This is a genomic window from Mucilaginibacter mallensis, assembly GCF_900105165.1.
In the GTDB taxonomy this organism is placed as follows: domain Bacteria; phylum Bacteroidota; class Bacteroidia; order Sphingobacteriales; family Sphingobacteriaceae; genus Mucilaginibacter; species Mucilaginibacter mallensis.
This window is the reverse complement of record NZ_LT629740.1, coordinates 3,309,800-3,323,407: the sequence shown is the minus strand read 5'-3', so window position 1 is coordinate 3,323,407 and position 13,608 is coordinate 3,309,800. Positions and strand designations below refer to the sequence as shown.

7 protein-coding genes are annotated in these 13,608 nt (G+C 41.8%); 2 read left to right on the top strand and 5 right to left on the bottom strand.

Annotation, left to right across the window (positions count from 1 at the left end; translation table 11 throughout):
- Positions 1–52: 52 nt before the first annotated feature.
- From BLU33_RS13485 to BLU33_RS13465, 5 genes are all read right to left on the bottom strand, one after another.
- On the bottom strand, positions 53–1,417 hold the full coding sequence (locus BLU33_RS13485) for an exonuclease domain-containing protein (RefSeq protein WP_091373684.1): 1,365 nt from the start codon (positions 1,415–1,417) through the stop codon (positions 53–55).
- A 196-nt stretch (positions 1,418–1,613) separates the two neighbouring features.
- Positions 1,614–3,443, bottom strand: coding sequence for a membrane protein insertase YidC (gene yidC / locus BLU33_RS13480; protein ID WP_091373681.1), 1,830 nt, complete (start codon positions 3,441–3,443; stop codon positions 1,614–1,616).
- 18 nt (positions 3,444–3,461) lie between these two features.
- Positions 3,462–5,072 carry a CTP synthase gene (locus BLU33_RS13475; protein ID WP_091373678.1) on the bottom strand — a complete coding sequence of 537 codons (1,611 nt, stop codon included), beginning with the start codon at positions 5,070–5,072 and terminating at the stop codon, positions 3,462–3,464.
- A 175-nt stretch (positions 5,073–5,247) separates the two neighbouring features.
- Complete coding sequence (locus tag BLU33_RS13470) at positions 5,248–6,756, bottom strand: hypothetical protein (protein WP_091373675.1); 1,509 nt, start codon at positions 6,754–6,756, stop codon at positions 5,248–5,250.
- 8 nt (positions 6,757–6,764) lie between these two features.
- Positions 6,765–7,256 (bottom strand): D-glycero-alpha-D-manno-heptose-1,7-bisphosphate 7-phosphatase, encoded by a 492-nt coding sequence (locus BLU33_RS13465; RefSeq protein WP_091373672.1) that lies wholly within the window; start codon positions 7,254–7,256, stop codon positions 6,765–6,767.
- 175 nt (positions 7,257–7,431) lie between these two features.
- On the opposite strand from BLU33_RS13465, the gene BLU33_RS13460 reads away from it, so the two are divergent.
- Together BLU33_RS13460 and gltB are read left to right on the top strand one after the other, a co-directional pair.
- Positions 7,432–8,823, top strand: a complete 1,392-nt coding sequence (locus BLU33_RS13460) for a S41 family peptidase (RefSeq protein ID WP_091373668.1) — start codon at positions 7,432–7,434, stop codon at positions 8,821–8,823.
- A gap of 262 nt (positions 8,824–9,085) precedes the next feature.
- A complete protein-coding gene (gene gltB / locus BLU33_RS13455; protein ID WP_091373663.1) occupies positions 9,086–13,606 on the top strand; it encodes a glutamate synthase large subunit in 4,521 nt (1,506 codons plus the stop codon).
- Positions 13,607–13,608: the final 2 nt, after the last annotated feature.

Genomic DNA, 13,608 nt, shown 5'->3' with positions numbered 1-13,608 from the left:
AGAAGATTTCTCACTATCGTTCGAAATGACAATGTGGATAGTAAAATAATACTTAGGCAAACACCACCTTCCGCTCCGGAAATCTAGTGGCGTAGTTGGATACCATATTCTTTATATAATCATTACCCGGGTAGGGTGTGAGGTGATTTTTTAGTTGCTGCAGGTTATCTACATCAAAATAATGGGAGATATAACCCATGCCGTAAAACTGCCCTTTTTCAATCAGGATACAACTGTTTTCTTCACCTGTGCGACCTTCATCGCGGATAGCGTAGGTGGGTAATGCCTGTTTTAATTCATCAATGGCCAGGTTTACCTTTTTGTTGTAATCATCGGCACTTTCATGGCCTGTACAGGCGCATGATGTTTTGGTATTTCCTGTACAAGGTTCGGTATTGCGCTGTATAAAACACAGCTTTGGGCAAAGGTCGAAGGTTTCAATTAACTTAACCAGTAAGCTGTGGCCTTCAAGTAAAGAGTTGCAGGTATATAATGGCGTATTGTATTTGCGGTGTTTATCTACAGCTAAGCGCAGGTAGCCGCTCTGATCTTCAAATGCATACAGGGCATAGGCATGCTCAAAACGTTTTAACGAACGATTATATTTGGGCCACAGGCGTTTTATTTCAACAGCTTCCAATACAAATGCAATCAGCTCCGTGCCGCATTGCTGGTAGGTGATGTGGCAGATATTGCGCAGAAATTCCTGTCGCTGTAAGCCCGGGTTATTACCGGTAAAATGACTGCTTACTCGTTTTTTAAGATTTTTGGCCTTGCCCACATATATTACTTTCCCTTTTTGATCATGGAAATAATATACACCGGGCATGTTGGGTAATTGTTCCAGGTCATTTTTAGGCAAATGGGGTGGGAGCACCTGTTCCTTTGATCGTTGTTTTAACGCATCAGGAATATGGTTGCCTTTATCGCTTTGCAGTAGCAGGGTAAAGAGTTGTGAAGTAGCTTCGGCATCACCTGCGGCACGGTGACGGCTTTCATTGGTAATACCCAAATGATGACATAGCTTACCTAAGCTGTATGATGGCAGCCCCGGCAGTATTTTACGCCCAAGCCTTACGGTACACAGTTTATTGCATTGCAGATCGTAGCCGGATGCCAGCAAATGATGGCGCACAAATGAATGATCGAAATTTACGTTGTGGGCTACAAATATTTTACCGTTAAGCAGGTGATAAACGTCATGGGCCACATCCTCAAATAATGGAGCATCACGCACCATATCATTGGTGATACCCGTTAACGCGCTGATGTAGATAGGGATATCCCGTTGTGGATTAACCAGGGTTGAATAGCGTTCTATTATCTTTTTGCCATTATGTATGCATATGGCAATTTCCGTTATGCCATTGGCGCTGGCATGCCCCCCGGTGGTCTCAATATCAACAATTGCATACATGGCGTAAATGTAATAAGTTATTGCTAATAATGTTAGTGTTTTTTTGAAAAAGACCGTAAGTCAGTAAGTCGGAAAAGACCGTAAGTCAGCAAGTCCGGAAGATGTGTAGCAAAAGACCCCGTTAGGTATACCTAACGGGGTCTTGTATTTTTAAACTTTCAGACTTGCTGACTTACGGTCTTTCCTGACTCAAAAACTACTTCTTCTTAGTATCCGCCAGTTGTTTTTGTTTCATCATTTCTTCCATACGTGCCTGGAAGCCTGATTTCTTCTTTTTGGTATCCTCAGGTTTCTTTTTGTTTTCCTGTATCTGCGCATGTATCTTCTTGTCATCAACCATAAACCTGATTAGGTATTGTTGCAGGAAGGTTAACATGTTCGCCAAGAAGTAATAGTAATTCAAACCAGCAGGGTAGCTGTTCAGCGTAACCAGGAATATAACGGGGGTGATATAACCGATATATTTCATCTGGCCTGTAGCACCTGAGATCTGATTATTAAAGTAGGTATAGATTAATGTAGATATGGTCATCAGCAAACACATCAAACTCAAGTGATCTATACCGATCACTGGGATACGGGTGAAAGTTATTACAGCATCATACGTTGATAAGTCATGCATCCACAGGAAGCTCTGGCCACGCAGCTCAAATAAGCTTGGGAAAAAGCGGAAGAATGCGAAAACTATCGGCATCTGTATCAATAACGGCAAACATCCACCCAATGGATTTACCCCGGCCTTTTTATAGAGCTTCAGGTATTCCTGTTGTAACAGCGTAGGGTTATCTTCACCAACTTTAGCTTTTATCTCGTCCATTTCAGGTTTCAACACCCTCATTTTGGCCATCGATAAGTATGACTTATAAGTAAGCGGCGATAAAACCAGCTTTAATATAACGGTAAGCGCTAATATGATTAAGCCGTAGTTCCAGTTAAACTGTTTAAGGAAATCAAATACCGGCAGCGTAGCAAACCTGTTGATATACTTTAACGGACCCGGACCTAAGTTGATCTGTTTCTCCAGGCTATAACCTTCGGCTTGCAGCATGTGGAACTGGTTCGGCTCAAAGTAAAAGCTCATAGGGAAGGTGCCGTCAGCGCTTTTTGCAAGCTGCAGGTCGGCCTTCATTTGTTTGGTATTTACGTGGTCGCTGGTATCAATTGCAACTGAAATATTTGTTTTTGCAAAACCGTTGTTTGCTAAAATAACATCAGAGAAAAAGTGCCCTTTAAATGAAACCCACTGTGCTTTACCATCGGTGATATCTTTTTGATCATCCTTGTTTTCGCTCAGGTAATCAACGTTATCATCAAGCGTTTTATAGTATACGGTTGAATAGCGGCGCTCCAACTCCATGTCCTTTTCCTGTTTTTTCAGGTAGGCTGTCCAGTTAATGTTAAGCGTGTTGCTGTTGGCAACCACATTATCAAGCCCGGTTGGTTTAATGGTGAAACCTACTTTGTAACCAGTGCCGTTCAGTGTATAAATATAGTCTATATACTGGGTTGCGCTGTAGTTTAAACGCAGGGTAACTGATCCTGAATCCTTATCAGCAACGGTAATGCCGCTTGTAGCCGATGTAAAATACAGGTTGTTGGTATCAAAGTTCTTGTTTTCGGCAGCCAGGTTTATACCAAAGCTGTTTTGCGTGCCATCAAATAAAATGAGCGGCTTGCCGTCAAATGTTTTAAAGTTCTTTAACTCAACTGAATATATTCTGCCGCCGTGAGTAGTTAACTTTAAGCGTAGGTCTTTATTTTCAAGTGTGATAAATTTTTCAGTACCTGCTAATGCTGGTCCGAAAGCACCTTTTAATTGCGCGGAATCAAGCTTAACGGCAACTTTACTGGTATCAGCTTTAGCTGCTGTGGCAGGGGTAACAATTTTACCTGCCTTTTTTAAAGAGTCAATATGCTGTCTTTCCTGTTCTTTTTTGATCTCTTGTTTTGATGGTTTCATCAAATAAAACGAGCCAAAAACTATCAGCATGATCAGGAATAATCCTGTGAACGAATTTCTATCCATTATGTGTTCAACAATTACTTATTTCTTGCGGGCGTAAGCCAGCGAAGCGGCGACAAAGTTAATAAAAAGTGGGTGAGGATTTGCAACAGTTGATTTTAATTCCGGGTGAAATTGCGCGCCTATGAAAAACGGGTGGTTTTTAAGTTCAACAATCTCAACCAGATTGTTTTCCGGGTTGATGCCTGATGGCATTAAACCAGCGTTTTCATAGTCTTTCAGGTAGGTATTATTAAACTCATAGCGGTGCCTGTGGCGTTCGCTGATATGTGCTTTGCCATATATAGCCGCAGCCTTACTGTTCTTTTTCAAATCGCATGGATAAGCTCCCAGGCGCATGGTGCCGCCTTTATGGATAACTTTCTTCTGATCTTCCATCATGTTTATAACCGGGAACTCCGTTTCAGGGTTCATTTCGGTACTGTTAGCATCTTTCAAGCCTAAAACATTGCGGCCAAACTCAACAACGGCGCACTGCATACCTAAACAGATCCCAAAGAATGGGATATTGTTTTCGCGTACATAGCGTATAGCCTCAATCTTACCCTCAAAACCACGCTGACCAAACCCTGGGGCAACCAAAACGCCATGCAGGCCTTTCAGGCGTTCAACAGCGTTTTCGATAGTTAATTGCTCGGAGTGGATGTAATCAACCTTAACCTTACACTCATTTTTTGCACCGGCGTGTATAAATGATTCAACAATTGATTTATAAGCATCGGGCAATTCAACATATTTACCTACCAGGCCAATTCTTACTTCGGATGTAGGATTTTTTAAGCGGCCCAAAAATTCCTTCCAGTTTTCAAGGCTGGGCTCATTTTTGTGCGATAGCTTTAATTTGGTTAATACTGTTTTATCCAACTGTTCTTTCAGCATCAGCAAAGGCACATCATATATAGTTGATGCGTCAATTGATTCAATAACCGCGTTGATATTCACATTACAGAACAAGGCTATCTTTTTGCGGATATCCATGGTGAGGTGATGCTCGGTACGGCAAACCAAAATATCAGGCTGGATACCATACTCCAACAACATTTTAACAGAGTGTTGTGTAGGCTTGGTTTTTAATTCGCCTGCTGCTGCCAGGAAAGGGATAAGTGTTAAGTGAATAACCAGCGAGTTGCTGCTGCCTACTTCCCACCTGAACTGCCTTACAGCCTCGATGTATGGTAATGACTCAATATCACCCACGGTACCACCTAATTCGGTGATCACGATATCATACTGGCCGCTTTCGCCCAGTATGCGAATGTTTCTTTTTATTTCATCGGTTATGTGCGGAACTACCTGTACAGTTTTACCTAAAAAAGCACCTTCACGCTCTTTATTGATAACATTTTGGTAGATACGGCCAGTGGTAATATTATTTGCTTTGGAGGTAGGCGTATTCAGGAAACGCTCGTAGTGACCAAGGTCAAGATCGGTTTCAGCACCATCTTCAGTAACATAGCATTCGCCGTGCTCATAAGGGTTAAGCGTTCCGGGATCGATGTTAATGTAGGGATCGAATTTCTGAATAGTTACGCTGTAGCCGCGCGATTGCAAAAGTTTAGCCAGTGAAGCTGAAATAATGCCTTTTCCTAACGACGAAGTAACGCCGCCCGTAACAAAAATGTATTTAGTCATAAATTTTTTGTGATTTTAATGCCGGTTTTAGGCCGGAATAAAATGTTTGTGTACGGGATACAAAAGTAACAATTTTTTCAGGTTTTGTTACAATTGTTGAGAAAATAGAATTGTGTGCAATAGTTTGCTGAATACGAAGCTATTAACAATAATTAAGCGATAATTTTAAATCGGCTCACTTATCATCAGCATTATACTCATACACCGCGCCTTCGGGAAATGAGTATAGTGTGGTTAATTTATGTTGTTGCTGGATGTCTTTCAGGCCGATCAGCTCCGTATTATTTAAATTTTTGAACCAGATTAAATAATAATGCTTAACTCCATAAAAATGAGCTACAGTATTGGTGAAATACCGATGTGGCAGTAATGTAGCGGTAGTGCCGGTAAAGAAATATACGGCTTCATCCGCATCGGAATATTTGGGTACGCCTGGTTTGTAAATATCCTTATGTGTTTTCAGGAAGGTGATGAATTTTGAGGTATTCCAGTCGTCATCGGTATAACCGGGAACGCCGTAATCGCCCTCATCGTCATAGCGCTGGTAATCTGTTGCGCCTACGGAGTATTCAAAGGCCAGCATAAGCACCACAAATGGTATGGCATAAATTAGTTGTTTTTTAAGCTGTAGTCCGTTTAATATATCCGGTACCCAGCTGGTGCAGGCTATCAGCAAACAAACAAACATCGGCGATAGCAAACGACTGTTAAGTGGCTCAAAGCGCGAAACACTCGCCAAAACAGGAATGAAAATACCATAGAATGCGGCAAACATAATTACAATGTTTTCCGTAGTGTTCATCTTCCGGTTATAGGCCCGCCAAGCTAATAGAGCAACCAACGATAATAATATAATACATGCTATGGCTATTGCATAAGGATAGAATGTATTAGGTAATCCCATCCAATCGCACATAACTGTGCCGGCATAATACAGGTTTCTGCTTAAGGGGGTTACCGCAGGTTCGCGGGTGCCGGTGCTTAAGCCTGTTGAAAGCCGGTTTTTTATCAGGTTTAATACTAATAATGAGATAGAGGAGAAGCCAAATATTAATATATGCTGTATTTTCTTGCGAATAACAAGCTCATCATCGAGCAACATCAACAGTCCGCCCGCACCTATTAGAGTAACGCCTGCATAGCGGGTTATACAGCTTACGGCAACTAATAGGCTAAGTAATAGCAGGCTTTTCATACTATGCTTTAACATGTAGTTACGGTAGACCAGCACAAATAATACTGTCTCTAGTATAAATAGCGTTTCAGACCATAAATAAGTATAGATCTCGAGCAGGGCTGGGCTTAATACTAATGCTATCAATATAAGCCACTTATAAATAAAGGGTTTTGATTTGAATTTTGATACAATATACCCGGTGATGAATATTACAGCGGCAAACAATAAACCATTTATATAAGGTGCAGCCGTAACCGTATCAACCCTTGAAATAAATAATGCAATACTTAAAAAGAATGGATAAAAAACCGGGAAGAAAACCAGCGGTGAGCCATTAAATGTTAACAGCGAGCCATGTTCATAAATATTCCGCGCTGTACTGGCATACATAATTGAATCGGGCGAAATGCCGATACCGCTATAGGCAGTATATAAATGTACAGCATAAAAACCAGCTATTGCTGCTAAAAGTGAATCGAGGTTTTTTAAGTATTTAGGTAAAGCCATGTATAATATTACTTTATCAAATCTAATATCGTACTTATTGGTTGATCGCTGTTAATTAATATTCCGTTTACACCTGCGGCAGTGCCTGCCTCTACATCACGCTCCCTGTCGCCAATAAAATAAGATTGGGTCGGGTCGAGGTTATATTTTTCAATTCCCCTTAATAATAAACCCGGTTTTGGTTTGCGGCAGTCGCACTCACCGGTAAAATCAGGGTGATGTGGGCAATAGAACATGTCGGTAAATTCAACACCGTGGGCATGGTATTGTTTTCTTAGTTCGCCATGCATTTTTGCCAGCTCATCCTCTGTATACCAGCCTTTGGCTAAGCCGCCCTGGTTGGTGGCAACTATCAGCAAATATCCTTTATCCTGCAATGTTTTTAAGGCCTCAAAGTTATCGAGTATGTGAAAGTCCTCCATACGGCGAACGTAATCGCCCATTTCCTGGTTCAATACTCCATCACGGTCTAAAAAAACTGCTTTATTTTTTGCTGACATATTACTTTATCTGTTTTGTCGCAAAATTAATATTAATTACCATATTCGTTCTGTATCGAACAACAGGTGTACGTTTCCGAACGTTTTATGTTTTGAATTTACGATATAAATATTTGATTGTTAATTATTTATGTAGTTAGCATAGAAATTGCCTTTACCTCCGAAAATCCATACTATGAAAAAACTGTTTACTGCTTTTGCCGCTTTAGGCCTGTTTTTGTCTATATCAACTAAATCATTTGCGCAAATTGATACGGTTGCTAATCTGCCTGATGCTGATAAACTTTATGGTTTAAGTAAATTTTGGGAAGAGACCAGCTATAACTTTGCCTATTTTGATCACGCCCATGTAAACTGGGATAGTACCTATCGTGCATATATACCTAAAATATTAGCCACTAAAAATACCTGGCAGTATTACGAGGTGATGGAAAAGTTTTGTGCATTGTTAAAAGATGGGCATACAGGTATTGGTTTTCCCGGGCAGTTGCTTACGCATAAATCGCGCTATAAATGGATCTATATTGAGAATTTTGACAAGCACTTTTTTGTAACCGATATACCTGTGCAATACAAAGACCAGGTGCCGCTGGGTTCGGAACTGACAACTGTTGACGGTGTGCCTGCAAAAGAATATGCTGAAAAAGAGATCATACCTTATATAAGTGAATCAACAGAGCATGTGTTATGGAATAATGCTGCCTATATGATGTTTTATGGCACGGATTCAACCCGGGTATGGCATTTGAAGCTACGCACGCCAAAAGGTAAAATGATCGATTATAATTACCAGTTTCATACAGTAAGAACCCAATGGGTAAGGCGTAAATTTAATACTCCCTATAAGGCGATGGATTTTAAAAAGATAGGAGACATAGGTTATGTTAAGCTGAATACCTTTGGCGATGATTCGCTCATCTATAAATTCAAGGCAATACTGCCCGAACTATATACTTGCAAAGGTATAATACTGGATATACGTGATAACGGGGGAGGTGATACAGGTATAGGTGCTGAAATTTTAAAATATTTTACTGATAAAAGACTGGTCGGATCAACCTGGCGAACCCGCGATAATATTTCGGCTTACAGGGCCTGGGGTACCTATGCCATGCGGGATACTACTAAGTTTGAACATCTGGATGACTGGCATAAAAAAGTAGTGCTATCAGCCAAAGGTAATTACTGGTACAAAGGTGATACTATGACATTTGACAATGATATAAAGGTGAAGAAGATCACTTGCCCGTTAATTGTGCTTACGGGCAACAATACCGCATCCGCAGCAGAAGACTTTTTAGTTATACTGGATGGTTTAAAACCACGGGCGACAACAATGGGACAGCGCACTTACGGTAGTACCGGGCAGCCAATGCCGATTAAACTGCCGGGGTTGGACGAGAGCAGGATATGCACAAAGCGCGATACGTACCCCGATGGGCGTGATTTTGTGGGGATAGGAGTGATACCTGATATTGAAATTCCGCGCAATGTAAATGACGTTATTGATGGTACCGACAACGTGTTGGATGCAGCTGTTAAGGAGATGAACAAAAAAATAAAATAGGGCAAGTATTCTAAAAAGTGCATTTAAAACCCATCTAATTTGGTATAATTAGGTGGGTTTGGAATAAAATTCTGTCCGCTTTTATGATTTTGATTATGATTTTATCAATAATAAACGCTTAATGGTTATCAAATCCTAAATTTTGGCATTTTTAGAGTATCTTATTTTAAAATAATCCCAAAAATTAAGAAAATATCGTAATTTTTTTTTGATTTTCTGTAACTTCGTGATTACACCTAGTTTTAAACGGTTAGTTTTTACGATGAACCAAGATGATAGCCACCAGGGCCTTTATAGGCCAGAATTTGAACACGATTCCTGCGGGACAGGGTTTATAACCAACATTAACGGACATAAGTCGAACCAGATTATTGATAATGCCCTTACCATGCTCGAGAATATGGAGCATAGAGGCGCTTGCGGATGTGACCCGGATAGCGGCGATGGCGCCGGTATACTAATTCAGTTACCCCATGAATTTTTAATGGAAGAATGCTCAAACCTTGAGATGAGCTTGCCCGAACCCGGCGAATACGGGGTAGGGATGATATTTTTCCCAAAAGATCCTTCAATTAAGAAAGCCTGCCGTAATGTTATAACCAATGCCATTGAAAAGCTTGGCTTGCATAAATTAGGTTACCGTAAAGTAGCGGTAAACTCATCAGTTATTGGCGAAACCGCCCGTGCTGTTGAACCTGATTGCGAGCAACTCTTCATTTTAAGGCCGCACCATATTACCAATACTGATGATTTTGAACGTAAGCTATACGTATTAAGAAGATATATTAATAAAACGATCACCGAAACGATTAACGGAGCGGCTGAGTACTTTTATTTTACCTCACTATCATGCAAAACTATTATATATAAGGGCCAGCTAACTACTTACCAGCTGCGCAATTATTATGCTGATCTTTCTGATCCGCGTATTGCATCGGGCTTTGCCATGATCCACTCGCGTTTCTCAACCAATACTTTCCCGTCATGGAAACTGGCACAGCCATTCAGGCTGATCGCTCACAATGGCGAGATCAATACCCTTACAGGTAACCTTAACTGGTTCTATTCGGGCTTAAAATCTTATGCTTCGTCTTATTTCACCAATGATGAGATGGAGATGTTGTTGCCGGTTATTGACAACAATCAATCGGATTCAGCTTGTTTGGATAACATCATCGAGATCCTTTTACACACCGGCCGCTCATTACCGCACGTAATGATGATGCTGGTACCTGAAGCTTGGGATGGTAACGAGCAGATGGACCCGATTAAAAAAGCTTTCTATGAGTTCCACGCTACTATAATGGAACCTTGGGATGGCCCTGCTGCCATAACCTTTACTGATGGCAAGCTGGTAGGTGCTTTGTTAGACAGGAACGGATTGCGCCCATTACGTTATGTGATCACCAATGATGGCCGCGTTATAGCAGCTTCTGAAGCTGGTGTATTAACTATTGATGAGTCGACCGTTATTAAAAAAGGCCGTTTACAGCCAGGTAAAATGCTGTTGATCGATACCGAAAAAGGTAAGATCATTACTGATGATGAAATCAAACACCAGATAGCATCGCGCCAGCCATATGGCCGTTGGTTAGAGAACTATAAAATTAATCTGAGCGAATTAGCTGAACCGCGTTTAGCTTTCGCCGATCTTTCACCCGATTCTGTATTCCGCTACCAGCAGGTATTCGGTTACAGCCGTGAAGATATCGATACTATCATCAAGCCAATGGCGGTTGATGGTAAGGAGCCTATCGGATCAATGGGTACTGATGTGCCTTTGGCGATATTATCAGATAAACCACAGCACTTATCAAGTTATTTTAAACAATACTTTGCACAGGTTACCAACCCACCTATCGATCCGATACGCGAGCGTTTGGTAATGAGTTTGGCTACTTTTATAGGTAACAACGGTAATTTATTGGATGAAGATAAAATGCATTGCCATTGCGTAACGCTGAAACACCCGATATTAAAAAATCATCAGTTAGAAAAGCTGAGAAGTATTGATACCGGTATGTTCCATGCGAAAACGTTGCAAACTTACTTTAAGGCTGATGGCCTGCCGGGTTCAATGCAGAAAGGTATTGAGCGTGTTTGCCGTTATGCTGAGGATGCTGTTGATGACGGTTTCGAGGTATTGATTTTATCAGATCGCGCTATCGATTCAGAGCATGCGCCTATACCGTCATTACTGGCAGTATCTGCAGTGCATCACCACCTGATCAAAAAAGGTCGCCGTGGTTCTGTAGGCCTGGTTGTTGAAGCGGGCGACGTTTGGGAAGTACACCATTTTGCTTGTTTACTGGCATTTGGCGCTACTGCTATCAACCCGTACCTGGCACTGTCAACCATTCAAACTGTTAAGAGAGATGGTAGCTTAGAAACCAGTCTTGAAGAAAAATATTTATTAAAGAACTACGTAAAATCTGTAAATGATGGCTTGCTGAAGATCTTCTCAAAAATGGGAATCTCAACACTGCAATCATACCATGGTTCACAGATCTTCGAAATATTAGGCTTAAACAAGGATGTTGTGAGCAAATACTTCTGCGGGGCGGTAACCCGTATTGAAGGTTTGGGCCTTGATGAAATTGCCCGTGAATCACTTTGTAAACATCGTATAGGTTTTGGCAGTTCGAACACCGAGAGCCATTTATTGCCTGAAGGTGGTATTTACCAATGGAAACGCCGTGGCGAAGCACATTTGTTCAATCCAACAACGGTGCACTTACTACAGCATGCAACCCGCAGCAATGATTACAATGTGTATAAAAATTATGCGCGCGTAATTAACGAGCAGGGTGAAAAGCACTTCACCATCCGTGGATTGCTTGATTTTACGCATCACCGTGAATCTATCAGCATAGATGAGGTTGAACCGGCTGAAAACATCATGAAACGCTTTGCAACAGGCGCCATGTCGTTCGGCTCTATCTCTCACGAGGCACACAGCACTATGGCAATCGCCATGAACCGCATTGGCGGCAAAAGCAATACCGGCGAAGGTGGTGAAGATGAAATGCGCTACGAAAAAATGGAGAACGGCGATTCTATGCGCTCGGCTATTAAGCAAGTTGCATCGGCACGTTTTGGGGTAACATCAAACTACCTTACCAATGCTGATGAGCTACAGATCAAGATGGCGCAAGGCGCAAAACCAGGTGAAGGTGGTCAGCTGCCGGGCCACAAGGTGGATGACTGGATCGCTAAGACCCGTCACTCAACACCGGGTGTAGGTTTGATATCTCCACCACCGCACCACGATATTTATTCTATCGAGGATCTTGCACAATTAATATTCGACCTTAAAAATGCTAACCGTGCCGCACGTATCAACGTTAAGCTGGTATCAAAAGCAGGAGTAGGTACTATAGCAGCAGGTGTTGCAAAAGCACATGCCGATGTTATTTTGATCGCCGGTTATGATGGCGGTACAGGTGCATCGCCAATAAGCTCTGTAAAACATGCAGGCTTACCTTGGGAGCTTGGTTTATCTGAGGCTCATCAAACACTGGTACGCAACAAACTGCGCAGCCGTGTGGTATTGCAAACAGATGGTCAGCTAAAAACTGGCCGTGATTTGGCTATAGCAGCTTTATTAGGCGCAGAAGAATGGGGTGTTGCAACTGCGGCCCTTGTAGCAGGCGGCTGTATAATGATGCGTAAATGCCATTTAAATACCTGCCCTGTGGGTGTTGCCACCCAGGATCCTGAATTAAGGAAACTGTTCTCAGGCAAACCAGAGCACGTAGTAAACCTGTTCCGCTTTATGGCTGAGGAATTGCGCGAGATAATGGCTGAATTAGGTTTCCGTACCATTAACGAAATGGTTGGCCGTGTTCAGTTCCTGAAAGTTAAGGATAACCTGCAAAACTGGAAAGCTAAGAAAGTTGATCTTTCGGGCATATTACACCCTGTAACCAATGCTAAAGGTTTAACGCTTTACAATAGCGAAAAACAGGATCATGGTATGGATGCTATCCTTGACCTGCAATTGTGGGAAGCTGCAAAACCTGCGCTTGAGGATAAAACCCCGGTATTTGCGAGTTATGATGTGAAAAATACCGACCGTACTTTAGGTACTTTATTATCTAACGAAATATCAAAAATATACGGTTCAGCAGGTTTGCCTGATAATACCATCAACATTAAATTCAAAGGTTCAGCCGGACAAAGTTTCGGCGCTTTCACAACCAAAGGTATTGCCTTTGAACTGGAAGGCGAGGCTAATGACTATGTAGGTAAAGGTTTATCCGGTGCGCAACTGGCTATCTATCCGTCAGAAAAAGCAACATTTACACCTGAGGAAAATATCATCATTGGTAACGTTGCCCTGTATGGCGCAACATCAGGTGAGGTGTTCATAGGTGGTATGGCCGGCGAACGTTTCGCTGTACGTAACTCAGGTGCAACCACTGTTGTTGAGGGTATAGGTGATCACGGTTGTGAGTATATGACCGGTGGCCGCGCGCTGATATTAGGAAAAACAGGCAGAAACTTTGCTGCAGGCATGAGCGGTGGTATTGCATGGGTTTATAACCCGGATAACACGTTTGCTGAAAACTGCAACATGGAGATGGTCGACCTGGATCCGCTATCAATAAAAGACGAGGAGGAGATCCTTTCATTATTGCGCAAGCACATACAATTAACAGGCAGTAAAGTAGCTCAGGAGCTATTAAACAACTGGAATAAAGTATCTGCGCAATTTGTTAAGGTATATCCAAAAGAGTATAAAAAAGTTTTAGAAAAATTACAATATCAAACTGTAAGCTAAGA

Coding starts and splice junctions, on each gene's coding strand:
- BLU33_RS13460 (WP_091373668.1), top strand. CDS start 7,432: ATGAAAAAACTGTTTACTGCTTTTGCCGCTTTAGGCCTGTTTTTGTCT.
- BLU33_RS13470 (WP_091373675.1), bottom strand. CDS start 6,756: ATGGCTTTACCTAAATACTTAAAAAACCTCGATTCACTTTTAGCAGCA.
- yidC (WP_091373681.1), bottom strand. CDS start 3,443: ATGGATAGAAATTCGTTCACAGGATTATTCCTGATCATGCTGATAGTT.
- BLU33_RS13465 (WP_091373672.1), bottom strand. CDS start 7,256: ATGTCAGCAAAAAATAAAGCAGTTTTTTTAGACCGTGATGGAGTATTG.
- BLU33_RS13485 (WP_091373684.1), bottom strand. CDS start 1,417: ATGTATGCAATTGTTGATATTGAGACCACCGGGGGGCATGCCAGCGCC.
- BLU33_RS13475 (WP_091373678.1), bottom strand. CDS start 5,072: ATGACTAAATACATTTTTGTTACGGGCGGCGTTACTTCGTCGTTAGGA.
- gltB (WP_091373663.1), top strand. CDS start 9,086: ATGAACCAAGATGATAGCCACCAGGGCCTTTATAGGCCAGAATTTGAA.